The organism is Anaerotignum lactatifermentans DSM 14214 (assembly GCF_900142265.1).
GTDB lineage: Bacteria > Bacillota > Clostridia > Lachnospirales > Anaerotignaceae > Anaerotignum > Anaerotignum lactatifermentans.
Window position 1 is genome coordinate 1 of the sequence record NZ_FRAH01000039.1, and the last position, 24898, is coordinate 24898.

The window sequence follows — 24898 nt, forward strand, 5'->3', positions numbered from 1 at the left end:
CGAGGTTCTTCCAACCTAAGGAAGATAGGATACGAAGTTATGAGAAGTTTGAAAACGCATAAAGCACCTGAGGATGCAGCTGTCTATGAGTTTATATTGAAGAAAGAACGTGAGGGGAAATCAAAACGCGCCGCAAAGATAGCAGGATTAAATAAGTTTTTGAGAATCTACTATGCGAGAGTGATGGAAGTATACCGAAAATAAAAGAAAATAAACCCAAGAAAACAACAGACCGGATTTTGAGCCGGTCTAATTGTCGTGGAGATTTTTATTTAGTTGAGAACATTTAAAAAACCTGCGAAAAGGTCTTGACTTTTGTTAGCAGGTTTTTATGAAGAAAAGGCACGGAAAAACTCCCTGCCGCATATACTGTATAGGGATTGCAGCCTCTTTGGGAGGCAGAAGAAAAGAGGGAATCCCTATGAGGAAATTGACGGTGGTGGTGCTTTTTGGGGGACAGTCCTCGGAACATGAGGTTTCCTGCATGTGGGCAGCGGATATGATTGCCGCGTTGGATGAGGAGAAATATGATGTTTTGCCTGTGGGCATCACAAAGAACGGAAACTGGCGTATCTGTCATGGCTCCGTGGATGCCATACGGGAGGGGCGTTGGGAGAAATACAGCGTGGATGCCATCTTAAGCCCCGATGCCTCCAGAAAATCCTTGCTGAAACTGGTAGGGGGCAAGTATAAGGAAATCCCTGTGGATGTGGCAATTCCTGCTCTCCATGGGGCAGGCGGCGCGGTGCAGGGGTTGTTGGAAATGGCAAAAATCCCTTATGTGGGCTGTGGTGTTCTGCCTTCTGCCCTTTCTATGAATCGGATTTGTATCAGGCGTATTGCCAAGGCGGAAAAAATCCCCATGGCGAAATTTCTCTGGTGTGACGGGGAAGCTCTGGCAGAAAAAAAGGAAAAAATCATGCGTCAGGCGGAGAAAAAACTGGGCTATCCCTGTTTCGTCAAACCTGCCAATGCCAGCGCCTCTATGGGGGCTTCCAAGGCGAAAAACAGAGAAGAACTGGAAAAAGCCTTGTGTTATGCCGCAAAATATGATAGAAAAGTAATTATGGAAGAAGCCATTGACGGTGGCAGATTCGCATGTGCCATGCTGAAAAAGGGCAAACTGCACATCAGCAGCATCGGAGAAATCGTTACTAGGGCAGAATCTTGCGATGATGCCAAGAAGGATGCGCATATCATCATTCCTGCGAAAGTGCCGGAAGAAGCCTTGGCGCAGATGCGAAAAATTTCCGAAAAAATGTATCATGCAGTTGACGGGAAAGGCATTGCTCGTGTAGACTTCTTTATGGAGAAAAGCGGTCGTGTGCTTTTCCACGAACTCCATACCATGCCTGATGCCATGTATCCCATGGCTTGGGAGGAAGAAGGCATGTCAAAAACAGAATGGATGGATATTCTCATTTCTCTCGCTTTGAAAGGGGACATCCACGGATAGGAAGAAGGACAAAACATTTATGGATACAAGACCAATCGGCGTATTTGATTCCGGGGTAGGCGGTTTGACTGTGGTCAAACAGGTCATGAAAGTCATGCCCCATGAAAATATTGTATACTTCGGGGATACGGCAAGGGTGCCTTACGGCAGCAAATCCAAAGAAGCCGTCACCAAATTTTCTTTGCAGAATGTGCGTTTTCTGGAAACAAAAGACGTAAAAGCCATCATCGTGGCATGCAACACCGCCAGCTCCAACAGTCTGGATGCCATGCGTGCGGCGACAGACACACCCATTTTTGGTGTGGTTGTGCCCGGCGTGGAAGCGGCAGTCCGTGCCACCAAAAACCATAAGGTGGGCATCATCGGCACAGCGGCAACAGTCCGTTCCGGTGCATACGAAACCATGATTCGTGCGGAAAATCCTGACATTCAGGTCTTTTCCAAGGCCTGCCCTCTTTTCGTGCCTCTGGCAGAAGAAGGCTGGACAGATAACGAGGTTTCCCGCCTGACAGCCCAGAGTTATTTGCAGGAATTGCTGACAAAGGGCATTGACTCTCTGGTACTGGGCTGTACCCATTACCCTCTTTTGAAACGGTGCATCGGTACCACTGTAGGGGATGCGGTGAAGCTGGTAGACCCGGCAAAAGCCACCGCAAGACAGGTGAAGGAATTTCTGGCGGAGCGTGATCAGCTCAACGAAAACGAGGAAGAAGGCGTGCGTCGGTTCTATCTCAGCGACACCACAAACACTTTCGGCTTCCTGTGTCAGAAAGCGTTGAAACATCCCTATGAAGCGGAAATCATCGACATCGAAAAATATTAAAAAAAATCCTTACGTCCCTCTGTTTTTTGTGGTATGCTGAAAGCAGAGCAAAAGTAAATCAATGACGAAATCAAGCAGCGTGCAGGTAAAACATAAGTCCAGTTGTTTTCCCGCAGGCTGCTTTTTTTCATGGAAGAAAAGGATTGGATGTTATGCCGGAAACAAGATTGCAGGAAGTGGTCTTTGCCCTGCTCATGTCATTTTTTATGGTGCTGGGCATGGAGTTTTATAATGGCTCCATACAGATGGGGGAATGGACAAGGGCTGTTTTTCCCATTATGTTCGGGGAGATGCGGTTCATGCTGCCCTTGTGCTTTGTCACCAGTTACTTTGTTATGGATAAAATTGCCCAGAAGCTGATGTTTCGTCTGGTAACGCCGGGGCAGGATAAGCCCATTCTGGTGGTGCTGGTGCGCTCCGGCATCACCGTAAGTTTGATGTGCCCTGCCATGAGTTTTTGGGCTACTCTCATTTTCCATGGCATCAGCTTGGATTTTGTCAATCAGTGGTTCGGCACTGTCATCCGTAATTTTCCCATGGCGTTTTTCTGGCAGATTTTTTACTGCGGTCCTCTGGTGCGGTTCCTGTTCCGGCGGATTTTCTTTGGCAGAAGGGGAAAAGTGGCATAAAAAGCATTTGGCAAAATCCCCAACCTCTGTTATGATGAGAAAAAGGAGGCGATGTGCCATGAAATGTCCTTATTGCGGAAAAGAAATGACATTGGGATATATCCAGAATCGGGACGGTGTGTACTGGACGGAAAAGAAACTGCCTGTTCCGGCTTTGCCTTTGGGCGGCGGCGAAACATTGGCTGTAGGCAGGGAGCAGTCCTGCGGTTACACCAATCAACGTGTGGAAGCATGGAATTGCTGGACCTGCAAAAAGATTCTCATTGATTACGATGGCGAAAGCTCGTCAGAAACAGAACAGAAATGAAGAAAACGAAGTGTGAATTGCCTGTGTTTGGCAGATTCCGCTTCTTTTTTTTATGGGCGAAAAAAGTTTTTTAAGACATGTTTAAGATTGCGTGGAGGTCATTGACAGTTCCTTCTTTTCGTACTATTGTATTAGTAAGTTAATACAATCATACAGAAGGGGGGAGAATGACATGTGGAGGAAAATTTGTAAAGCGGAATTGCAGGAAACGCGAAAGGTGTATTGCATCATGTTTGCCATTTTGCTGGCAGCAGGGATTCTGAGCCTTGTGGTCATGGGGCAGACTGCCTTATATCCGGGGGATACTTTTTCCGGCACACCAGAAGAATTTGATGTGCGGAGTGCCCTTTCCATCTGTTCCATTTTGGGGATGTATGTTCTGTGGATTGCTGCCATGGTGTTTTATGTGGTGTATACCCTGTACCGCTTTGACCGGGGCATGTTTGGGGGAGAAGGCGTTTTCTGGATGACACTGCCGGTGAAGCGGCGGGAGATTCTGGCTGGAAAACTGGTGGCGCCATTGGTTTGGGGGATGGTGCTGGTACTTCTGGGCATTGTGTGGCTGGCGTTGATGCTGCTTTTGCAGGCACCTTATGGCATGGGCAGTTTTTCTTCAGAAGGCATGGCTGCGGGCATCGGGATAGTAGCGTTTATGGTGCTTTCGCAGATTCTCATGGCGGTAGGCAGTTTGTATGCCCTGTGCTTTGCCCTCATGGCAGGACGTTTGCCTCGTTTTCAGAAACATCCCTATTTGTGGGGGACAGTGGTTGCGCTGGTGATTTTCTTCATCATCGAGCCTCTGTTCAATGTGCTGGCAATGTTGATTTTCGGTGTTCCCATCAGCTTTTTCCTCATGGCAATGCCGTTCCTTTTGACAAAAGGCATTGCGGTGTTTGGTTTCATTGCATTGATTCCCATTGCCATGGTATTGCGGATACTCATTTATGGAGCACTGATGGTGTATCTGGCAGAAAAGAAATTGGATTATTTAGGTTAAGGAAGGTGATTCCGTGCAGTTTGATAACGGTTTACCCATTTATTTGCAGATTGTGAAGGAAATGACCCTGCGTGCCTTATCCGGTGCCATAAAGCCCGGGGAGAAGATTCCTCCTGTCAGGGAACTGGCGGCGGAATTCGGCGTCAATCCCAACACCATGCAGCGGGCAATGGCGGAAATGGAGCGGGAAGGTCTGGTCTATACAGAACGCACCAGCGGTCGTTTTCTGACGAAGGAGGAAGGGGTTCTGGTGGAAAAGAGAAAGTCTTTCGCAAAGGAAGAAACGGAGAAATATCTTGCATATATGAAAAAAATCGGCTTTACCACAGAAGAAGTGGCGTCCTATGTGAAAGTCGTGGGCGAGAAGGGAGAGGAACAGGCATGAGTTTGGTAGAAATCAAAAATCTGGAGCATCGTTACGGCAATCATACGGTTTTGGCAGGGCTGAACCTGACATTGGAAGAAGGAGAAATCATCGGGCTTTTGGGACCCAACGGCGTAGGGAAAACCACCCTCATGAAAATCCTCTGCGGTCTGATTCAGAACTATGACGGCAGTGTATTGGTGGATGGTCAGCCCATCGGCGTACACAGCAAGTCTATCATTTCCTATTTGCCGGAGCGGACATACTTCCGCAAAAGCGAGAATGTGAAAAGTGCCATCGGCATGTTCCGTGATTTCTATAAGGATTTCGACGAAAAGAAAGCCATGGAAATGGCTATGGACTTAAAATTGGATTCCAAGCAGAAAATCGGCACCATGTCCAAAGGGATGCAGGAAAAATTGCAGCTGGTGTTCGTCATGAGCCGAAAAGCAAAGCTTTTTGTGCTGGATGAACCCATGGGCGGTGTAGACCCTACCACAAGGGATTATATCCTCACCACCATTTTGAATCAGTATACAGAAAACAGCTCCATTTTGCTTTCCACCCATTTGGTACACGATGTGGAGCAGATTTTTGACCGGGCTGTTTTTCTGAAACAGGGACGGGTCTTTTTGAATGAACAGGTGGATGTGCTCCGGGCGGAAACGGGCATGTCCGTTGACCAGTATTTCCGGGAGGTGTATCGCTGATGTTTGGAAAAGTCATGAAACAGGAATTGCGGGCAAACAGCCTGCTTTATGGTGTGGCAAGCGCCATTGCGCTGCTCTTTGCCTTTGCCACGGTCATGAACCGTACCAGAGGCACGGATGTTTCCTATCTGGTAAAGGCGCCCCTGCTGATTACTGGCTGTACCGTTGCCATTGTGGTGCTGGTGATGCTGTTTTTGATCCATACAGCCCTGCGGTATCAGAAAAGTATGTATGGCAATGAAGGGTATCTCACATTCAGCCTGCCTGTTTCCTCTGTGGAACTGGTGACAGGAAAATACGCAGCGGCTGCCCTTTGGGGCATCATCGTCTGTGTGCTTTGCGCGCTGCTGTGTTTTTCTATACTCTATGGAGCTGTTGCACCCTCTGGTACAGAATTGTTCTGGGCAGAAGTGGGAAAAGTCTGGGCAATGGATGGTATCCGCAGTTCTATGGTCCTCATTGCCGTTTCTCTGACACTGAGTATGCTGGAAACGGTAGCCATCCTCTATCTTGCCATTACATTGGCGCATCTGCCTTTTATCCGCAAAGGCAACGGTATTTTTGCCCTGATTTTCTTCTTTGGCATTAGTTTTGCAGAAGGAAAGGTTATGGAACTTATCCCCTCTCTGTCCACAGAATATATTGAACAGACCATGACAGCCATATTGGACAAGGCAGATTTGGACTTATTTTTCCAGGGCATCCGCAGCTTTTTGCTGCCTGCGGCAATCTCCACTGTTGTCATGTCTGTGGTCTATCTGGCTGTGACCATTCTTTTGGCTAGAAAATATACATCTATTCAGTAAAAAAAGGCGGCTGCGAAAACAGCCGCCTTTTCCTAAGGGGAAGAAGTAGAAAGAATGTGATTCTTTGGGGGAGAGATCACACTCTCCGCTATGAAGTATGTCCTTGAGAAAGGGTTTTATACCTGTTTTTGCAAAAAATTTTCTCTTTTATGTGCCTCAGGTCACAGAACAAGCCAATAATGATTATTATTTAAGAAATTTTATTGCAAAGAGTTTTTTTCTGTGATATACTGACATCAGAAATAAAAAAGAAATATTTGGATACAATAACAATAGATGTGTAAGGAGGAATTGATTATGTTAATGGTAAAATCTGATACATTCCAGAAAGAAGTTATGGAAAGCAACGTACCCGTATTGGTAGACTTTTTCGCTACATGGTGCGGTCCCTGCCAGATGATGGGTCCCGTACTGGAACAGCTCCAGGCAGAATACGGCGATAAAGCAAAAATCGTGAAAGTAGACATTGACCAGGCTATGGATCTGGCACAGAAATACCGTGTTATGAGCGTGCCTAACATGATTTTCTTCAAAGACGGTCAGGTGGCAGACAGCATCATCGGCGCAGTTCCCGCTTCCGTACTGAAAGAAAAAATGGATAAACTGGTGTAAAAAATGCCAATTGGAGGACATCTTCTCAGACAAGAGAGGACGTCCTCTTTTTTCTTTGGAAAAACCGACGGACTTGTGCGTTTTGACGTCTGTATGTATTGGTAAAAATACAAAAAACACAAATGTTATTTTGCAGACTACACAAAAAATATTGTATTTTTATAGAAACAAGCGTCATTCTTTCCATTGACTTGGGACTTTGAAAGTGGTATCTTTTACCCAACGATTCCAAATCGTCAAAGACAGAAAGAAGGAGATTTTTCATGAGCCGTGCGTTTTCCCATACAATGAAACAGGTCCTGCTCATTGGTGCTATTCTCATTGCGCTGCTGGTCATTTTGTGCCGCGTGAAGAAATAGTGCTGATTGTCATGGAAAAAAACACGATGCGTGGAAAAAGATTCGGTCTTTTTTCGGTGTAAACAGGTGGTTCTGGGCGGTCAGTCCGGGACCTTTTTATTTTTACAAAAGAAAAGGAGTGTACAAAGGAAAAAAGAAAATCATATGCCATAAGAGATGAGCCAATCCCAAGGGAGTGGAAGAATACAAAAAGAAACTTTCGGAAATTTACAAAAACATATTGGGGGGAACCAAATATGAAAACAAGAAGCGTGGGCATTGTGGGTGTCGGCCATGTAGGCGCCCATTGTGCATATAGTTTAGCAGTCCAGGGCATTGTGGACGAATTGGTATTGGTAGATGTGAAGGAACAGAAGGTCATCAGCGAGTGTCAGGACCTGCGGGACAGCGTATCCTATCTGCCCCATCGGGTAGAGGTCAGAGGCGGCACTTATGAAGACCTGAAGGACTGCGACATCGTTGTCATCAGTGTGGGCACCATCATGGGCGAAGACCATAGCCGTCTGGCAGAACTGAAACATTCTGTGGAATTGGTGAACAGCTTTGTGGGACGCATTGTGAAAGCCGGATTTGACGGTATATTCATCGTCATCACAAATCCCTGTGACATCATCGCCAGACAGGTGCAGAAGCTTTCCGGCTTCCCGGCATCTCGTGTATTTGCCACAGGCACCGGGCTGGACAGCGCCAGACTTAGAACCGTACTGGCAAGAGAAACCGGCATTGACCATAAATCACTGGTGGCTTACACCATGGGGGAACATGGCGATTCCCAGATGGTACCATGGTCCCATGTGACGGTCAATGGCAAACCGCTGGACCAGCTGGCAAAAGAAAATCCTAATAAATATCAGGTGGATAAAGAAGCTGTGCTCCATGAAACCATTGAAGGGGGCTGGGTCACCTTCGCCGGCAAAGGCGCCACAGAGTTTGGCATCTGCTCCACATTGGCACGACTGGTTTTCTGCGTATTCCACGACGAAAAAGCGGTTATGCCCGTCAGCACACAGCTGAATGGTCAGTATGGTCAGCATGACCTGTATATCAGCACTCCCTGCGTCATCGGCAAAGACGGCGTGGAAGAAGTGCTGGAATTAACATTAACACCGGAAGAAATGGCAGCATTTCAGCATTCCTGCGATGTAATTCGTACCAATATCGGTTACATCGAAGAAGCGTAATTGCCATTTTCTCAATACAACCTCCATTACAAAAGATAAAGCAAAGCAAAGAAACACAAAAGAAAAAAATTCAAAAAAGTACCAAAGAACAGCATGGAATATCTGCCATGCGAAAATCCAATGAAGTGGGCACTTTGCTGTATCTCCATACAGCAATTCCTCTTTCCAAAAGGCGGCATAGCCGCCTTTTTTATGCCTGTGGGGGACGTTGACAATGGACAAAAACCGTACTATAATGACACCAGAATGCAAAGGGAGCTTCTAAGGGAGGCTGAGAGGAAGGATACTTCGACCTTTACACCTGATTTGGATAATGCCAACGGAGGGAATGCAGGGTGCACAACTCACCAAAGAGCGTCAGAAACGAAGGATTTCCAAAAAGGAAATCCTTTTTTGTTTGCGCTCCTTTCGTTGGGAAGAAGAAAAAAGGAGGCATCAACAAATGGGTGGCAATAAGGATAATCATGTGTTGAAAATGGTGCTGACGGCAATATTCGCAGGTATGGGCTTTGCCCTGTCCTCTGTGGTATGGTTCCCTAATATGGCGCCGTTCCAGCACTTCATCAATGTATTGGCAGCGGTGTTCGTAGGACCTTACTGGGGATTTCTGGCAGCCCTCATCACCGGTATCCTGCGTATGATGACAGGGCGTACAGCGCTGGCAGTCATTGGGGCAGTCATCGGCGCGTTCCTGTCCGGTTTCCTGTATCGGAAATCCGGTCATAAGCTGTATATGGCAGTCATTGGGGAAATCTTCGGCACCGGCATTTTGAGCGCATTTGCGGCATATCCGGTGATGAAATACATCTATGGCATGGACTTGCAGACCCCTTGGGTCTATGTGCCGGCATTCGTGCCTTCTTCCGCTATGGGTGCTTTTCTGGCCGTACTGGTCATCACCCTTTTGAAACGTTCCGGCATGTTCGCAAGAATGATGGAAAAACTCAACCGTAAATAAAGGAGGTTCGTTTTCATGAAAACAGATATTTTGGCGTCTTTTCCCGCTATGATGGCAAATGTAAGGGAAAAAGAACCCATTGTGCAGGCAATCACCAACTTCGTCACAGTCAACGACTGTGCCAATATCATTTTAGCGGCAGGAGCTTCTCCCACCATGGCTCACGAAGTGGAGGAAGTGGCAGAAGTGGCTTCTGTGGTACAGGGTCTTGTGATGAATATGGGCACCATGGAGGACGTGGAAGCCATGCTGGTGGCAGGGAAAGCCGCTAACGAAGCAGGGGTTCCTGTGGTGCTGGACCCCGTTGCCGTAGGCGCCACCAGACTGCGCCGGGAAGGCGGCAAAAAGCTGCTGGAAAACGTGAAATTCTCCGTAATCCGCGGCAATACCTCCGAAATCAAACATCTGGCAGTGGGCACAGGTTCCACCCGTGGCGTTGACGCGGCGGAAGAAGATAAAATCACCGAGGACAACTACAAAGCCTTTGGGTATATGGCAAGAGAACTGGCACGGAAAACAGGGGCAGTCATTGCCATCTCCGGTGTCATTGACATTATCGCTTCTGCTGACCGTGTCTTTGCACTGAGAAACGGCGACGCTATGATGAGCCGTATCACTGGCAGCGGCTGTATGCTGACAGCCCTTTTGGGTGCCTTCTGCGGCGGCAATCCCGATCATATTCTGGAAGCCACCGTATGCGCCGTATCCCTTATGGGTGTCAGCGGTGAAATCGCCAGAGAAAAAACGGACGCACAGGGGGCAGGAACCCTCACATTCCGCACCCATCTGGTAGACCAGATTAGTTTGACAGACGCAGAAACATTACAGAAACGGACAAGACTGGAGGAATTGGAATTGGGAGAAAAAGCAACGAAAGAATCCATGAAAGTATACGCCATCACAGACCGTGCATGGCTGAACGGCAGAACACTCCATGATGTGACAGAAGAAGTGCTGGCAGCAGGGGCAACTTTCCTGCAGATTCGTGAAAAAGAACTGGATGAAGCAACATTCCTGGAAGAAGCCAAAGATTTGGCACAGCTGGCAAAGAAATATCATGTACCTTTTGTGGTAAACGATAACATCGACATTGCACTGGCTTGCGGGGCAGATGGTGTCCATGTGGGACAAAGCGACATCGTAGATAAAGATGTAAGAGCTATGATTGGCCCTGATAAGATTCTTGGTATTTCCGCAAACACTGTGGAAACAGCCGTAAAAGCACAGGAAAGCGGCGCAGACTACATCGGCGTAGGTGCTGTATTCCATACGGATACCAAAAAAGATGCCCAGTCCCTGACAAATGAGGAACTGTTGGCCATCTGCAAAGCTGTTACTATCCCTGTGGTTGCCATTGGCGGCATCAATGAAAATAACATCATGCAGCTCAAAGGCAGCGGTATCGACGGCGTTTCCGTGATCTCCGCTATTTTCGCTAAGGAACATCCCGGCGAAGCTACCAAAGTGCTGCTGAAAAAAGTAGAAGAAATGCTGGGCGAATAAGCCTGTCTGAAAAAGGAAGTGGCTCATATGTGTCACCTGACGCAGAAACGCAACAAAGCAGTTCTCCATGCAAAACCGATGTAAGCGACAGTTGCATGGAGGAAATGTCGCAGAAAGTCGGTTTTGCTGCTTGATTTGAATATCAAGGGGGAATCCGACCATGAAATATATCAACGCGTCAGACTTGCTGCCCCCTGCATTGGTGCAGACCTTGCAGGAATATGTCCAAGGCGGTTATGTTTATATCCCTGCCAGAGAACATAAGGGCTGGGGAGAGAAAAGCGGCAGCCGTGAGGCATTGGCACAGCGGAACGAAGAAATCCGCAGCCAAAAGCAGGCAGGGGCAACACTGGAAGCATTGGCAGAAACATACCATCTTTCCGTCTCTGCCATCCGAAAAATCATTTATCAGAAAGAGAAATAAGATAAAGCTGGAATCCTTGTAATCGTATGGGTTCCAGCTTTTTTTGTACCCAAAACACTGCCGAAGCGTTTGGTGGATTGCGGCAGAAGGGCAGGACTTTGTACAATCAATCCAGAAGGAGGCGATTGTATGAAAATCACCAAAGATGCCATGTATCCCCGTCCTGACGATACATGGACAATCTATCTGAAAAATGCCATCACGAACCCTGCCATTTCCGTGGGGGATTATACCATGTACCATGACTTTGTCTATGACCCCAGAGAATTTGAGAAGCATAATGTCCTTTACCAGTATCCCATCAATGGGGATAAGCTGAAAATCGGGAAATTCTGTTCCATTGCCTGCGGGGCAAAGTTCCTGTTCAATAGCGCCAATCATGCTTTGGGTTCCCTGTCCACCTATCCATTTCCCATATTTGCCGACGCTTGGGGGCTGGATTGGAAACGGGTCACAGAGGCATGGGACAACAAAGGGGATATTGTCATCGGAAATGATGTGTGGATTGGCTACGAAGCTGTCATACTGGCTGGGGTCACCATTGGAGATGGCGCCATCATCGGCACAAGGGCAGTGGTCACCAAAGATGTGCCGCCTTATACCATTGTGGGCGGTGTGCCCGCAAAGCCCATCCGCAAACGGTTTTCCGAAGAAACCATTGCCGTTTTGCAGGATTTGCGCTGGTGGGATTGGGAAGAAGAAAAAATTGCCCGCCATATCTGGGATATTCAGGCGGGAAATGTGGAAAAGCTGAAAGAAGCATAGAAAAAAAGAAAGCCAAAATTCTTATGATGACAAAGGATTTTGGCTTTCTGATTATATTTGATATGTTTTCCTATAAAGACGGGCGTCGCAATTTCCCTTCACATCAAGGGAAAGCTGCTGTTTTGTGCTCGCCAACGGTTCCAACAGGGGTGTTCCGAAGTTTCGGGTGGGTGTCGCTTACAAGGATGACTGCGCACGGTTGTGAAGTATGTGTGTGCAGTAAGCGAAGATTATTTGTTTCTATATCTGCTTTGTCAGATCAATTTGTATGCTTTTCCTTTAAGCGCTACAAAATATACAGCAAAAAATAAACGATGAAAAAACTGCCAAGAAATACGACGGAATGGACAAGGAGATTTCCTTCATCTCCAGTCTTGACACGCAGATATAAATCCGTCGCGGCACCTGCAATGAAGCTTATGACCAGTCTTGTTTTTTTTCGCATGATGAATTTCATAGTTTTCCCCCGAAATAATTGGTACGATTTCCCATGATTCTCTGGGATACAAAGGGAATGTTATCCCTCTGTTTTGCCTTACCGATTGACCATCAGTTTTTTCAGTGCGGCGTTGAGACCGTCAATGCTCAGGTCATACATATCAAAATCCTTGCGGATGATGTCATAGGTCTTTGCCCACCAGCCGCCCCAGTAGGGACGTTCGGAAGGGTTCAGCCATACCAGATGGGGATATTTTTCCCGGAATCTGGTGAGCCATTCAATGCCGGTGATGTTGTCACGGGCACCATAATTGTAATAGCTGGGGTCAAGGAGCTCGGAAGGCTCCATCTGGGCATCGCCAACGATGATGACCTTGTATTCGCTGCTGAGATTTTTCAGAATCCATTCCGTAGGAATCACAGATTTTGGACGCAGCTGCGGGTCTGTATAGATTTTGGAATAGATACAGTTGTGGAAATAGAACACCTGCAAATCCTTAAAGTGGTTGGACTTGCTCACTGCCTGGAACAGCATGGAGCACAGACGGCTGTAATAGTCCATAGAACCGCCGCTGTCCATGAGCAGCAATACTTTGACGGTGTTCTTTCTGGGACGGTCGTAAACCACTTTCAGCTTCCCTGCGTTGTCACAGGTTTCCCGAATGGTGCCGTCAATGTCAAATTCTGTTTTAGCCTCCTCAGCCTTGGCGGAAAACTGCCGCAGTCTGCGGAAAGCCATCTGGAACTGACGGGTATCCAGTGTGTTGTCCTGACGGAAATCACGGAATTTCCGTTCGCTGGCAACCTGAAAAGCACGGCGTTTGCCGCCTTCCCCGCCCACACGGATACCTCTGGGGCTGAAACCACTGTTGCCGAATACGGAAACACCGCCGGTGCCTACCCAGTAACTGCCGCCGTTGTGTTCTTCCTTCTGTTCTTCCAGTCGTTCCAAGAACATTTTCTGGATTTCTGCCTGAGAAATCCATTCATTCTGCATGGCACGCTCCATGTCGAACTGGTCGCCGGGTTTTTCCTTGGGATTTGTGAGCCAGTCCATGAGTTCTTTGGGCAGCTCCCCTTCAAATTCTACGCCTTTGAAAAATTCCAGAAATGCGCCGTCGAATTTGTCAAAATCCGCTTCGCTTTTCACCAGTACACTGCGGCACAGATAGTAAAATCCTGTGAAAGAGGACTGGTGCAGACCTTTATCCAGAGCTTCCATGAGGGTCATCCATTCATTCATGGATACCTTCAGCCCTCTGGAGCGCAGTAAATAGAAAAATGCCGTAAACATGGGATCACCTGCTTATCGTAAATAGCGGTTCAGTACGTCGATGTCTTCGTTCTTTTTCAGCAGAACCCCTGCAAAAGGAACTTCCTGACGGATTCTGTCTACGTCAACGCCGCCCAGCTGCAGGGCACGAATCCAGTCGATGACTTCGGATGTGCTGGGTTTTTTCTGAATCTGGTACAGACCACGAATCCAGTAGAATGTTTCCAGTACCTGTTCCAGCAGATGTTCTTCTACTTTGTCAAAGTGTACTTTGATGATTTCTTCCATCTGTTCCGCGTCAGGGAATTCGATGTAGTGGAAGATGCAGCGGCGCAGGAATGCGTCGGGCAGTTCTTTTTCCGCGTTGGATGTGATGATCACGATGGGACGCTGTTTTGCCTTTACGGTTTCCTTTGTTTCAGGGATATAGAATTCCATTTTATCCAGCTCCCACAACAGGTCGTTGGGGAATTCCAGATCGGCTTTGTCGATTTCGTCGATGAGGAGGATCACCTGCTCGTCAGAGGAGAAAGCTTCCCCAAGCTTGCCCATTTTTACGTATTTTGCGATGTCGTCTACGCCTTCGTTGCCGAACTGGCTGTCGTACAGACGCTGTACCACGTCATACACGTACAGACCGTCCTGAGCTTTTGTGGTGGATTTGATGTTCCAGATCACCAGTTTTTTGCCCAGTGCTTCGGAAATGGCTTCCGCCAGCATGGTTTTGCCTGTGCCGGGTTCCCCTTTGATCAGCAGGGGTTTTTGCAGCGCCATGGCAATATTGACAGAACGCATGAGTTCTTCACTTGCGACATAATTTTTGCTTCCTTGAAATGTTGCGGACATGAATTATCACCTTTCCTAGATAGATTATGGGTTATATTGTAAGAGAGCGGTACAGACCTTGTCAAGAAAAAAGCCCGTTATATGGGGCAAATCAGGGTTTTTCACAGAAAAAAGGAGGGCTTTTTTGAAAATTCTGCGCAAAACAGAAAAAGCCGGGATTGTATGTATTTCCATACTATTCCAGCTTTTTAGTCTGTTAGATTATGAATTGTTTTAGCGTACATCCAGCCCAGCCAATTTTGCCATTTCCAAAATGGACTGTTTGGATACTTTTTTGCCTTTGTAATCAATGAGATCATCCATGCTGCCTGTGAAAATATCGGCAGGTTCATACTTTTTCAAAATGATGGTGCTTTCTTCCACGAAGATCTCCAGGGAGTCTTTGATTTCGATTCCCATGTTTCGACGCAGCTCGATGGGCAGAACCACTCTTCCCAGTTCGTCTACTTTACGAACGATGCCTGTTGATTTCATCTGATTTCCTCCCTGTAAGACCAGTTGGTCTGATTTTTCTTAACAGAATATTAACACAGATCCATGCAAAATACAACAAAAATATCTTTTTTCACCCAAATTTTGGAAAAAAGGGATAGTTTTTCCCGCTCGTGCATAGATGTGAAAGAAGGGAAGGAGGGGAAAACATGCTGAATGTGATCTGGGGATTTTTCCTCATCGGCGGTATTTTGACGGGGGCGTTTCTGGGACGGATGGATCTGGTGACAAACGCGGTCATTGACGGCGGCAGGAATGCCGTGGAGCTTGCCTTTACCATGGCTGGGGTGGTGGCAGTTTGGTCAGGCATCTTGAAAATCGCCGAAAAAGGCGGCATGATTGACGCGCTGGCAGAGAAAATGGAGCCATTTCTGGATTTTCTGTTTCCTGAGGTGCCAAGGGGACATGCCGCAAGACGGTATATCTCCGCTAATTTTGCGGCGAACTTTCTGGGGCTTGGCTGGGCAGCCACGCCGGCAGGGCTTCTTGCTATGGAGGAATTGGCAAAGCTCAACGGCAAAACAGGACGTGCCAGCAATGCCATGTGTATGTTTCTGGTGGTGAATATGTCCTCTTTGCAGCTGGTGACAGTGAATATCCTTGCTTATCGGGCAGAATACGGCTCAGCGGCTCCGGCGGAAATTATGGGGGCAGGCATTGCTGCCACGCTGGGCACCACCCTTGTGGGTATCCTGCTGGCGAAGATACTGGAAGGGAGGGGAAAACATTGCGGTTTCTGATGGTGCTTTCGGACTTCATCATTCCTGTGACGGTGCTGTTTATTGTGGTTTTCGGCTCTCTCAAGCGGGTGAATCTTTATGAAACCTTTCTGGAAGGGGCGAAAGAAGGCTTACATACGGTGGTGAATATCCTGCCCACATTGCTGGGGCTTATGGTGGCAGTGGAAGTGCTCCGGGCAGGGGGACTCTTGGAACTTTTGACAAAATTGCTGGCACCGCTGGAACATCTGGTGGGATTTCCGGCGGAACTGGCACCTCTCACATTGGTGCGGCTGGTGTCCTCCTCGGCGGCAGTGGGGCTTTTAACGGAAATTTTTGCGGCTTACGGTCCCGATTCTTTTCTGGGGCGTTCTGCTTCGGTGATGATGTACTGCACGGAAACGGTGTTTTATACCATGAGCTTGTACTTCCTTTCTGTAGGCATCACCAAAACAAGACATACCCTGTTCTGCGCCCTTGCGGCAAACTTCACGGGGGTTGCCTTATCTTTGTTTCTGGTGGGGCAGCTTTTCGGGGCAGGCTGAAAAACAGGTTTGAAAAAATCCCTCTGGTGTTTTATAATAAAAATATCTATGTGCAAAAAACCTTGCAAAAGAGGGAAGGGACAGACATGAAGAAACACTTACTCTGCGCGGTGGTCATGGCGGCGCTGACACTTTCTGCCTGTGGGCAGGAAGAGGCAGTCTTTACACTGACAGCCGCTCAGCAGGAGCAATATACACAATTGATGGAAGAAGTGGCAGAGGAATATTACTGGGACTTTGACGGGGATAGTCTGCGATTTGCCGCAGGCGTGGTTCCAGAAAATACAGAGGAAAACGCGGATTTCTTTGCGGCTTGTGCGGAAACGGATTATAATATGACCAGTTATGCCGGCACAGAAGTGGTGGTGGGCACTGCCAATTTGATGCATTATAACGGGGATGCGGCAGGTCAGTTGATGTGTTATTTTTCCGGCAGCAGCCTTGTGGGCGTATGTTATCAGGGGGGATACGATAACAGCTGGTATAGCCTCAATGCCCGGAATCCTTACGAAGCAAACGGCAATTTCCAGTCTTATGAAAACTGGGAAGGTATGGGCACCAGTTTTTCCATGACACCGGCTTCTTTTCCCAAGGAAGGCTTCCTTTCCGCAGGGAAGGATAAGGACGGCAATGTGCTGACAGCATCTTTGCAGGATGGTGCCGTACAGGTTTATCGTTATCAGAAAGGCGCCCTGCGTCTGTGGCGGACACTGACATTCGGCAGTGGTCTGGAAGCTACATCTGCGACATTTTTTGACGGCGCAGAAGGCAGCGAACTGGCAGTGGTCCTTTCCAGCATCACCGAGGAAGGCAGCGGCGAGAGTGAACATGTTTTCACCCGTTCGGAAAAAATATTGTTCTATGATGCCAATATGCAGAAAACATCCGAGGAAATCCCGCTGGAATCCAGCGATGCCGGGGCTTTGGCAGCAGAAGGCAGTAAGCTGATACTTTCCGATGATAAGACCATACAGTATTATGAACGGGGAGAAGGCGGCTGGAGCAATACAGGCTTTACCCGTTTGAAACATAACGTAGATTACATCCATATCACCGATTTGGACGGCAACGGTGTGAAAGAATATCTCATGAGTGACGGTATGGATCTGTATCTCTATCAGAAAAACGACAATAACTTCCGCAAGATTTGGTCTACTCATCTGGGCGTGGAAAGCCTTTATGGTCCCATCACCAGCGGCGATTTGAATGGGGACGGTGTGAAAGAAGTCTATGTCTGCGATATGACAGGCACCACCATCCGTTATCTGCTGACAGAAAAAGGTCTGCGTTCCTCCAATGAGGACATTGTGTACGGACAGTGCATCTATCCCTACGATTTGAACAGCGATGGGCTGGATGATTACTGGCTGGTGACAGACATCGAGGAGCGGAATGGTTCTCTTTGCATGGCAGAACAGGCTGCGGAATAACATAAAGAGGAATTAACATGACAGAACAGGATTTGTATTATATGAAAGAAGCCCTGCTGGAAGGAGAAAAAGCTCTGGCAGAAGGGGAAGTGCCCATTGGCGCCGTTATGGTGCGGAATGGGGAAATCATTGCCCGTGGGCATAATATGCGCAATACGGCAAAAAATCCCCTGCGCCATGCGGAAATCGACGTCATCAATGAAGCGGCAGGCATCGTAGGGGATTGGCGGCTGGAAGACTGCACATTATATGTGACTGTAGAGCCTTGTCCTATGTGTGCCGGCGCTATCGTGCAGGCAAGGATTCCCCGTGTGGTATTCGGCACCAGAAACAGCAAGGCAGGCTGCGCCGGGTCTATTTTGGATTTGCTCAATGAGCCCCGCTTCAACCATCGGGTGGAAGTGGAGGAGGGGCTTTTGCAGCCGGAATGTAGCGAGATTATGAAGCGGTTTTTCCGCAGATTCCGCAAAAACAAAGCCGCGGAAGAAACGGCGGAAAAACAGCCGGAAACAGAAGCATAAAAAAGAAAAATCAAGGGTTTTTGCCGGAAATACGCCTTTTGGGAAATTTTCCATTGACAGAAAGCCCGTTGTTATGTATACTATAATGGCATTTTTGAAAACGGTAAAATTTCCGTGCTAGCCGGGGGATTAGCGGTACCCTGCACCCACAATCCGCTACAGTGGGGGTGACGTCTGCTTTCGGCACCGTCCAAAAATGGTCTGCCCTTTGGAAGGGGTGTTGAAGTTCAAGTCTTGCACAACAGGAGCCTGTGAACCGTGTCAGGGTCGGAAGGCAGCAGCACTAAGCAGTCAACTTCTCGTGTGTCGCAAGGTCGCTTGGATGGAGCTTCAGAAGGAGGTAACGCATGGTTGGCAGTGACAACAGCAGATGCACGGATTCCTATAAAAAAGAAAACCGAAAGAGATAATTCTCTTTCGGTTATTTTTTTACGTAAATTTCCAGTATTTTGTTGACGATTTCTTCCATTTGGGCAAATTCTTCGGGAGAAAGCCGTCCAAGGCGCTGGCAGAGGGCATCTGCCGGAGATGTTTCTATATCCCCAAAAAGAAGGGTGTCTGCGGAAACATGTAGCACCTGACAGATATTCTGAAGGGTTTCCATGGAAAGCCCTACGATACCTCGCTCAATGGCGGAAATATGCTTGGGGCCGAGATTCAAAAGTTCGGCGAAAGCCTCTTGGGTCAGACCTGCTTGTAAACGAGCTTTGCGAATACGGCTGCCCATTTGGATGTTAAGTTCTTTTTTCTGCTGCATGTTATCACCACCTATTACCATTAGTTTAGGGAATTGTATAGCAGTAATAAACATGGTAATATTATTACAAAATATCATTGTAATAATACGAATTGGAGTGGTGGTATTGGGTAGAAAGTGTTTTTTTATTGGACATAGAGATGCACCATTTGAAATATATGATGATTTATGTGATGTGATAGAGCAACATATTTCGAAGTTTGGGGTTACAGAATTTTATGTGGGAAACCATGGAAGTTTTGATTTTATGGCAGGAAGGGCTGTTGGTGTTTTTAAGAAAAAATATGCCAATATATCTTTATATTTATGTTTGGCATATTATCCAAAGAAAAAATTAGAATTGCCAGCATATTTTGATGGAAGTTATCTTCCAGAAGGTCAAGAAATGGTACCATATCGGGTTGCGATTCCGAGATTAAACAGATATATGATTGCACACAGTGATTTTGTGATTGCTTATGTGAAAAATATTACCGGAGGGGCGTATGTTTCATTAGAATATGCAGAAAAACTGCAAAAACAAGGAAAACTGCACGTTTGGAAACTGATTTAGAACATTTCCTTCGCCTTTTCATTTCCCCTGCCCTATGCTATACTGTATCTGTCCCTTTGGGACATTTCCGCCTGTTTTTCAGGCGTTATGAAGGAGGAATCGCCATGTCTTACACGGCGTTATACAGAAAATTCCGCCCCAACGTCTTTGCCGGCGTGGTGGGGCAGGATCATATTGTGAAAACACTGAAAAATCAGATGAAAACAGGGCGTGTGTCCCATGCCTATCTGTTCTGCGGCACCAGAGGCACCGGCAAAACATCCACAGCGAAAATTTTTGCCCGTGCCATCAACTGTCTGCATCCCACAGAAGATGGGGAGCCCTGTAACGAATGTAAAGTCTGTCAGGATATTCTGGCTGGGCGCAGCGTCAACGTCATGGAAATCGACGCCGCTTCCAACAACAGCGTCGACAACATCCGTGAAATCCGGGAAGAAGTGAAATATCCCCCCACAGAGGGCACATTCAAGGTCTATATCATCGACGAAGTGCATATGTTGTCCAACAGTGCTTTTAACGCATTGCTGAAAACATTGGAGGAACCCCCTGCACACGTTATCTTCATTCTGGCGACCACAGACCCTCAGAAAGTGCCTGCAACCATCCTTTCCCGTTGTCAGCGGTTCGACTTCCGTCGCATCACTGCTGATGATATTGCTCATACACTGATGAAATATCTGAACGAGGAGGGACTTGCGGCGACAGAAGATGCTCTGCGCTATGTGGCACAGCTGGCGGACGGCTCTCTCCGTGACTCTTTGAGTATTCTGGATCAGTGTCTTGCCTTTTACAGCGGCGAGGAAGTGACACTGGAAAAGGTGCAGGATGTAGTGGGTGCCGTTGACAAGACGGTATTCTTTGACATGACAGAAGCTTTGAAGCAGAAAGACGCTGCCAAAGCCATGGAATTGGTGGAGGAAATGCTGCTGGCAGGCCGTGACGTGAAGCAGTTTGTGACGGAGCTTTTGGTGCATCTGCGGAATTTGCTGGTCACATCCACGGTGCCCGACAATGCCCGTATTCTGGACTTGTCCGCGGAAAACGCCGCTCGTTTGCAGCAGCAGGCGAAAGGACTTTCTCCTGCGGAACTGACTTACTGGATTGGGCGTTTTTCCGGTTTGCAGAACGACATGAAATACGCTTCCAATGAGCGTATTTTGCTGGAAGTGGAAATCCTGCGCCTTTGCTCCACATGGGCAGATACGGATTTGACTGCCTTGGCGGCAAGACTGGCAGGATTGGAACGGAAAGTGGCAGAAGGTGTCACTGTTACCGTGACAGAACAGGTTTCTGACGGTGCTGTGAAAAAAGAAAAGCCCAAGGCAAAGCGGAAACCACCTGCGCTGCCGGAGGATAAGGAAAATCTCCAGAAAGAATGGCCTTTGCTCCGCAATGAAATCGGTGACCCCATTCTGAAAAGCAAGCTTTCCCGTGTGGAAATTGGCTTCAAAGAGGATGACAATGTGTATCTGGTCTGTGAATATGGCGCGTTGGCGGACATGGTACAGAAATATCTGCCGCAGATTACCGAGGAACTGGAAAAAGCAACAGGCAAGACTTTCCAGCTGCAAACATTGGAAAAAGCCGCTTACGACCAGTGGCGGGAAGCCAATTACGGCGCGGAGGAAGAAGCAGCATCTGATGAAAACGACCCCGAATGGGCAAGCATCATGAGCGGATATTTCCCCGAAGCGGATATGGAACCCTAAAAACACTTGCAGTTCCGGCACTTTTTATATAAAATAGAAACGATATGGTAAAAATCAAAACTTTTAGGAGGTTATGAAATATGGCAAGAGGCGGATTCCCCGGCATGGGCGGCATGAACATGAACAACCTGGTGAAACAGGCGCAGAAAATGCAGAAACAGATGGCTGCCATGCAGGAAGAACTCAACGAAAAAACACTGGAAATGACCAGCGGCGGCGGTGCTGTGAAAGTTGTCATCTCCGGCAAAAAAGAAATCAAAGAACTGAAAATCAACCCTGATGTAGTAGATCCCGATGATGTGGAAATGCTGGAAGACCTGATCCTGTCCGCAGTAAATGAAGCCATCCGTCAGGCAGACGAAATGTACAACAATGCCATGGGCAAACTGACAGGCGGCATGGGCATGGGCGGCATGTTCTAAGAAAAAGAGGGATACCATGAATTACTACGGAAATCCCATTACCAGACTCATTGAGCAGCTGGCAGGTCTGCCGGGCATCGGCGGCAAGTCAGCCCAGCGTCTGGCTTTTCATATCATCCATATGCCTGAGGAAAAAGTGGCAGCTCTTGCGGGTGCCATTCTGGAAGCGAAACAGCAGGTGCATTACTGTTCTGTCTGCTGTAATCTCACAGACGAGGACCCTTGTCCCGTCTGTGCCAATCCCAACCGGGATCACGGCACCATCATGGTGGTGGAAGACCCCAGAGATATGGCAGCTTATGAGCGCACCAGAGAATTCCATGGAGTATATCATGTACTCCACGGCGCCATTTCTCCCATGACAGGCGTAGGTCCCAATGACATCCGCATTGCGGAGCTGGTGAAGCGCATGGACGAGAATGTGAAGGAAGTTATCCTTGCCACCAACCCCAATGTGGAAGGGGAAGCAACGGCCATGTATATCAGCCGTCTGCTGAAACCCATGGGGGTCAAGGTAACACGTATTGCAAATGGCGTGCCTGTGGGCGGCGATTTGGAATATGTGGACGAAGTGACCCTTTCCCGGGCGCTGGAAGGCAGAAGGGAATTATAAGAAAACAAAAATCGGAAGCTCTTTAGGGGCTTCTTCATCAGAAAACAAAGAAAGCTGAAATCCTCATTATAACGAAGGATTTCAGCTTTCTGATTTTTACTGAGATTTTATTTGATATATTTTCTTAAGGGGAATCTGCTTTAGAGAGATTCCGGTTTTTCCTCGTCTGCCTGCTGTTTCTGCCACTGGGTATAGGCGTTGCCGAAGGCTTCCAGACTATCCAGTACGGGATAAAAAGCCTCCCCAATTTGGCTGACGCTGTATTCCACTTTCGGCGGCACACCGGGGTATTCTGTGCGGACAATAAGACCGCTGGCTTCCAGCAATTTCAGCTGTTTGGATAATGTGGCGTGGGTCATTTTGGGCATTTGCTTCTGTAACTGCCCAAAGCGTAGGGTTTGCCCGTGGAGCAGGTGCAGGATGAGGATGCTCCATTTGCCTGCCAGCAGTTTCTGGGCAGTGACAAAGGGACAGGGGATTTGTTTTTCTGGTTCCATGAGGATGCCTCCTTAGTATCTTTTCCTATACTAGGTATAGAAAAAAATCGTACTTGCGTTTTCTATCATAACAGAAGATAATGAAATGGTAAACGTAAAAAACAAAAGAAAGGCGGTAGAAGTATGAAAAATCCTGTAGAATATTTGAGAGAATGTAAAGTTTTTTATCTGGCAACATGTGAGCGCAACCAGCCCCGTGTACGTCCCTTCGGCGCTGTGGCTCTGTACCAGAATCACGTATATTTTATGACTGCAAATACTAAAAAAGTATATCGCCAGTTGAAAGAAAACCCTCTGGCAGAAGTATGTGCCATGCATCCCGACGGCACATGGATTCGCATCAACGGCAATGTAATTTGGGATAACAGCCGGGAAGCAAAAGTGGCTATGCTGGAACAGAATCCCGACCTGCGCAGCATGTATAGCGAAGACGACGGCAAAATGGAAGTCTTTTATCTGGAAGGCGGCAGTGTGACAATCGATTCCTTTACAGCCCCTCAGGAATCCATGGCACTGTAATAGATTTCTCATCAACGATAAAAACCGGAAGCTCTTAGGGGCTTCCGGTTTTTTGATACGATCAATTATTTTGTTTCTTTTTCCCGAAACGAGGGAAGATTTCAAAGGCTTTGTAAGGCAATACCAGAATGATCAGGGAACCGATGGCAATGGCGCCGGAGAGTTTGAACCCTGTCAGAGCATTGGAATAAGTGGAAAGGATATTGCCTTTGATGGCAGCCTGCATGGTGTTGTAAACGGCAGCACCGGGCACCAGTGACAGTACGCCGGGAATCTGGTACAGGATGGAAGGTTCCTGTCTGTGGTAGGAAAGGAACCGCGCTGTGGCAGTGATTGCCATGGTAGCAATGAGGGTAGCCGTTGTGGCGCTTTCCGTATAGGAAAAGACAAGCATATATACAAACCAGGACAAAAAGCCATTGATGCCGCTGTAAAGCAGTTCCCTTCTAGGGGCGTTGCAGATGATGGAATAGCCCCAACTGCCTACAAAGGAAAAGGCTGCCTGAAATACAATCATTTTCAATGTGATGTCTGTCATAATAACCTCCTGCACATCTTAAAAATTGGGGAAGATACTCAAAGCCATAGCGACGCCGGCGGCGATGGCACAGGCAATGAGGAAGGCTTCCATCAGTTTGGCATTGCCGCTGATGAAATTGCCCTCCAAAAGGTCACGGATACCTTTTGTCAGGGTAATGCCCGGCAGTATGGGCATGATGCTGCCGACGATCATCATATCGATCTGGGTGAAAGGCAGAATCAAATGGAACAGGCAGGCCAGTAACCCTGTCAGCAGACCGCCGATAAAGGAACTGAAAAAGTAAGATGTTTTTCGTTTGCTCATGATGTATGTCATAATGCCCAGAAGGGTGCCGATGAAAAAGGCGGCGACGCCGTCCCAGAAGGTGCCGTTGTATACCATGGTCAGACCGCCGGACGTGAGGGCATAGCCCAAAATCCGCTGCCATGGCGCAAAAGACGGGGCGTAGTGGATTTCCAGCACTTTTTGTGTGGCTTCTTCCAAGGTGATTTTCCCAGCGACAAAAGAGCGGCTCATGTTGTTGACGGCACAGATTTTCTCAAAATTAACGGAGCGGTCACTCACCCCTCTTGCCATGGAAAGGGGCCCCTTTTCTTCACGGGGCAGGCTCACAATGAGCATGGTAGACAGCGCCAGGGCTTCTACGTGTTTTCGTCCGCTGACGGAAAGAATACGCAGCATGGTATCCTGTACGCGGTATGTTTCCGCGCCAGATGTCATCATGATCTCACCGGCGTCCAGTGCCAGATTCAGCAGCTTGGTATCGTCGTCCATTACCTTTTACCTCCAAACATTGTAAATTTCGTTGTTGTCATACTAAGTGTATTCTTTTTTTGCAAAATGTAAAGGGAATTTTCTGTAAAATTATTTCGCCTGCGAACTATTTTTTTTGTGCGAAAGTGTGAAAAAAGGGATGGTGTATACAAAAAAGTCATTTACATTGCTTTTCTTTTGTACTATAATAAAGAAAATGAATACAAAGCTGGGGGTGCCGACGCTGAGCGGCTGAGAGGAATGCAGATTCCAACCCTTTGAACTTGATGTGGTTAGTACCATCGGAGGGAAGCAATACAAGATGATATGGAAATTATAAGATTCTTTCCTTCTAAGAGGGAAAGAATTTTTTTTG

30 protein-coding genes, 1 other RNA gene, 2 pseudogenes and 2 riboswitches are annotated in these 24898 nt (G+C 47.6%); of the genes and pseudogenes, 26 read left to right on the top strand and 7 right to left on the bottom strand.

All coding sequences use genetic code 11. The features are described 5' to 3' along the window. The 16 genes and pseudogenes from BUB35_RS10835 to BUB35_RS10910 all read left to right on the top strand — a co-directional run. Positions 1–204 (top strand): annotated as a pseudogene (locus BUB35_RS10835) (IS110 family RNA-guided transposase); the annotation flags it as partial. 217 nt (positions 205–421) lie between these two features. Then, positions 422–1456, top strand: a complete 1035-nt coding sequence (locus BUB35_RS10840) for a D-alanine--D-alanine ligase family protein (protein WP_072851664.1) — start codon at positions 422–424, stop codon at positions 1454–1456. A gap of 19 nt (positions 1457–1475) precedes the next feature. After that, positions 1476–2279, top strand: a complete 804-nt coding sequence (gene murI / locus BUB35_RS10845) for a glutamate racemase (RefSeq protein WP_072851666.1) — start codon at positions 1476–1478, stop codon at positions 2277–2279. Between the two features lie 152 nt (positions 2280–2431). After that, positions 2432–2908 (top strand): DUF2798 domain-containing protein, encoded by a 477-nt coding sequence (locus BUB35_RS10850; protein WP_072851733.1) that lies wholly within the window; start codon positions 2432–2434, stop codon positions 2906–2908. Between the two features lie 58 nt (positions 2909–2966). Next, on the top strand, positions 2967–3215 hold the full coding sequence (locus BUB35_RS10855; protein WP_072851668.1) for a PF20097 family protein: 249 nt from the start codon (positions 2967–2969) through the stop codon (positions 3213–3215). Between the two features lie 172 nt (positions 3216–3387). Beyond that, complete coding sequence (locus BUB35_RS10860; RefSeq protein ID WP_072851670.1) at positions 3388–4212, top strand: hypothetical protein; 825 nt, start codon at positions 3388–3390, stop codon at positions 4210–4212. A gap of 13 nt (positions 4213–4225) precedes the next feature. Then, positions 4226–4597 carry a GntR family transcriptional regulator gene (locus tag BUB35_RS10865; RefSeq protein WP_242949240.1) on the top strand — a complete coding sequence of 124 codons (372 nt, stop codon included), beginning with the start codon at positions 4226–4228 and terminating at the stop codon, positions 4595–4597. Further along, the gene (locus BUB35_RS10870; protein ID WP_072851672.1) at positions 4594–5286 is read left to right on the top strand and encodes an ABC transporter ATP-binding protein; all 693 of its coding nucleotides are present in this window, start codon (positions 4594–4596) and stop codon (positions 5284–5286) included. Before BUB35_RS10865 ends, BUB35_RS10870 begins: the two co-directional genes overlap by 4 nt. Continuing rightward, a complete protein-coding gene (locus BUB35_RS10875) occupies positions 5286–6092 on the top strand; it encodes a hypothetical protein (RefSeq protein WP_072851674.1) in 807 nt (268 codons plus the stop codon). Before BUB35_RS10870 ends, BUB35_RS10875 begins: the two co-directional genes overlap by 1 nt. Positions 6093–6389: 297 nt before the next feature. Then, on the top strand, positions 6390–6704 hold the full coding sequence (gene trxA / locus BUB35_RS10880; RefSeq protein WP_072851676.1) for a thioredoxin: 315 nt from the start codon (positions 6390–6392) through the stop codon (positions 6702–6704). Between the two features lie 595 nt (positions 6705–7299). Beyond that, on the top strand, positions 7300–8244 hold the full coding sequence (locus BUB35_RS10885; protein WP_072851678.1) for an L-lactate dehydrogenase: 945 nt from the start codon (positions 7300–7302) through the stop codon (positions 8242–8244). 241 nt (positions 8245–8485) lie between these two features. After that, a riboswitch (TPP riboswitch) is annotated at positions 8486–8590 on the top strand. Between the two features lie 96 nt (positions 8591–8686). Then, on the top strand, positions 8687–9202 hold the full coding sequence (gene thiW / locus BUB35_RS10890) for an energy coupling factor transporter S component ThiW (protein ID WP_072851680.1): 516 nt from the start codon (positions 8687–8689) through the stop codon (positions 9200–9202). Positions 9203–9253: 51 nt separating this feature from the next. Beyond that, a pseudogene (thiM, locus tag BUB35_RS20275) lies at positions 9254–10036 on the top strand (hydroxyethylthiazole kinase); the annotation flags it as partial. Between the two features lie 48 nt (positions 10037–10084). Beyond that, complete coding sequence (thiE, locus tag BUB35_RS20280; RefSeq protein WP_200777598.1) at positions 10085–10705, top strand: thiamine phosphate synthase; 621 nt, start codon at positions 10085–10087, stop codon at positions 10703–10705. A 160-nt stretch (positions 10706–10865) separates the two neighbouring features. After that, entirely contained in the window at positions 10866–11129 is a 264-nt protein-coding gene (locus BUB35_RS10905; RefSeq protein WP_072851682.1) for a CD3324 family protein, read from the top strand. 129 nt (positions 11130–11258) lie between these two features. Then, a complete protein-coding gene (locus BUB35_RS10910; RefSeq protein ID WP_084730652.1) occupies positions 11259–11894 on the top strand; it encodes a CatB-related O-acetyltransferase in 636 nt (211 codons plus the stop codon). 535 nt (positions 11895–12429) lie between these two features. On the opposite strand, the gene BUB35_RS10915 is transcribed toward BUB35_RS10910, so the two are convergent. From BUB35_RS10915 to BUB35_RS10925, 3 genes are all read right to left on the bottom strand, one after another. Then, positions 12430–13626, bottom strand: coding sequence for a vWA domain-containing protein (locus BUB35_RS10915; protein WP_072851684.1), 1197 nt, complete (start codon positions 13624–13626; stop codon positions 12430–12432). 12 nt (positions 13627–13638) lie between these two features. Further along, a complete protein-coding gene (locus tag BUB35_RS10920; RefSeq protein WP_072851686.1) occupies positions 13639–14451 on the bottom strand; it encodes an AAA family ATPase in 813 nt (270 codons plus the stop codon). Positions 14452–14664: 213 nt separating this feature from the next. After that, positions 14665–14925: an AbrB/MazE/SpoVT family DNA-binding domain-containing protein gene (locus tag BUB35_RS10925; protein WP_072851688.1), complete on the bottom strand. Its 261-nt coding sequence runs from the start codon at positions 14923–14925 to the stop codon at positions 14665–14667. A 167-nt stretch (positions 14926–15092) separates the two neighbouring features. Here BUB35_RS10925 and BUB35_RS10930 point away from each other — a divergent pair, with 167 nt between their 5' ends. The 5 genes from BUB35_RS10930 to ffs all read left to right on the top strand — a co-directional run bounded on the left by BUB35_RS10930 (position 15093) and on the right by ffs (position 18536). Next, a complete protein-coding gene (locus tag BUB35_RS10930; RefSeq protein ID WP_072851690.1) occupies positions 15093–15683 on the top strand; it encodes a nucleoside recognition protein in 591 nt (196 codons plus the stop codon). Next, positions 15671–16207 carry a spore maturation protein gene (locus BUB35_RS10935; protein ID WP_072851692.1) on the top strand — a complete coding sequence of 179 codons (537 nt, stop codon included), beginning with the start codon at positions 15671–15673 and terminating at the stop codon, positions 16205–16207. Before BUB35_RS10930 ends, BUB35_RS10935 begins: the two co-directional genes overlap by 13 nt. An 86-nt stretch (positions 16208–16293) precedes the next feature. Continuing rightward, entirely contained in the window at positions 16294–17637 is a 1344-nt protein-coding gene (locus BUB35_RS10940; protein WP_072851694.1) for an FG-GAP repeat domain-containing protein, read from the top strand. Between the two features lie 17 nt (positions 17638–17654). Further along, a complete protein-coding gene (gene tadA / locus BUB35_RS10945; RefSeq protein ID WP_072851696.1) occupies positions 17655–18158 on the top strand; it encodes a tRNA adenosine(34) deaminase TadA in 504 nt (167 codons plus the stop codon). A gap of 112 nt (positions 18159–18270) precedes the next feature. After that, an RNA gene (gene ffs, locus BUB35_RS10950) (signal recognition particle sRNA large type) lies at positions 18271–18536 on the top strand. 43 nt (positions 18537–18579) lie between these two features. Here ffs and BUB35_RS10955 read toward each other — a convergent pair. After that, a complete protein-coding gene (locus BUB35_RS10955) occupies positions 18580–18915 on the bottom strand; it encodes a helix-turn-helix domain-containing protein (protein ID WP_072851698.1) in 336 nt (111 codons plus the stop codon). A 52-nt stretch (positions 18916–18967) separates the two neighbouring features. Here BUB35_RS10955 and BUB35_RS10960 point away from each other — a divergent pair, with 52 nt between their 5' ends. The 4 genes from BUB35_RS10960 (at position 18968) to recR (ending at position 22212) form a co-directional block, all read left to right on the top strand. Then, entirely contained in the window at positions 18968–19468 is a 501-nt protein-coding gene (locus BUB35_RS10960; protein WP_143158979.1) for a hypothetical protein, read from the top strand. Between the two features lie 104 nt (positions 19469–19572). After that, positions 19573–21177, top strand: coding sequence for a DNA polymerase III subunit gamma/tau (dnaX, locus tag BUB35_RS10965; protein WP_072851702.1), 1605 nt, complete (start codon positions 19573–19575; stop codon positions 21175–21177). Between the two features lie 80 nt (positions 21178–21257). Beyond that, positions 21258–21599, top strand: coding sequence for a YbaB/EbfC family nucleoid-associated protein (locus BUB35_RS10970; protein ID WP_022255680.1), 342 nt, complete (start codon positions 21258–21260; stop codon positions 21597–21599). Between the two features lie 16 nt (positions 21600–21615). Next, on the top strand, positions 21616–22212 hold the full coding sequence (gene recR / locus BUB35_RS10975) for a recombination mediator RecR (protein WP_022365379.1): 597 nt from the start codon (positions 21616–21618) through the stop codon (positions 22210–22212). A gap of 140 nt (positions 22213–22352) precedes the next feature. On the opposite strand, the gene BUB35_RS10980 is transcribed toward recR, so the two are convergent. Further along, positions 22353–22709, bottom strand: a complete 357-nt coding sequence (locus tag BUB35_RS10980; protein ID WP_072851704.1) for a winged helix-turn-helix transcriptional regulator — start codon at positions 22707–22709, stop codon at positions 22353–22355. Positions 22710–22832: 123 nt separating this feature from the next. Here BUB35_RS10980 and BUB35_RS10985 point away from each other — a divergent pair, with 123 nt between their 5' ends. Beyond that, on the top strand, positions 22833–23228 hold the full coding sequence (locus tag BUB35_RS10985) for a pyridoxamine 5'-phosphate oxidase family protein (protein WP_072851706.1): 396 nt from the start codon (positions 22833–22835) through the stop codon (positions 23226–23228). 61 nt (positions 23229–23289) lie between these two features. Here BUB35_RS10985 and BUB35_RS10990 read toward each other — a convergent pair whose 3' ends face one another. Together BUB35_RS10990 and BUB35_RS10995 are read right to left on the bottom strand one after the other, a co-directional pair. Next, positions 23290–23766 carry a threonine/serine exporter family protein gene (locus BUB35_RS10990; RefSeq protein WP_072851708.1) on the bottom strand — a complete coding sequence of 159 codons (477 nt, stop codon included), beginning with the start codon at positions 23764–23766 and terminating at the stop codon, positions 23290–23292. An 18-nt stretch (positions 23767–23784) separates the two neighbouring features. Continuing rightward, positions 23785–24543 (bottom strand): threonine/serine exporter family protein, encoded by a 759-nt coding sequence (locus BUB35_RS10995; protein WP_072851710.1) that lies wholly within the window; start codon positions 24541–24543, stop codon positions 23785–23787. Positions 24544–24743: 200 nt separating this feature from the next. Beyond that, a riboswitch (TPP riboswitch) is annotated at positions 24744–24850 on the top strand. Positions 24851–24898: the final 48 nt, after the last annotated feature.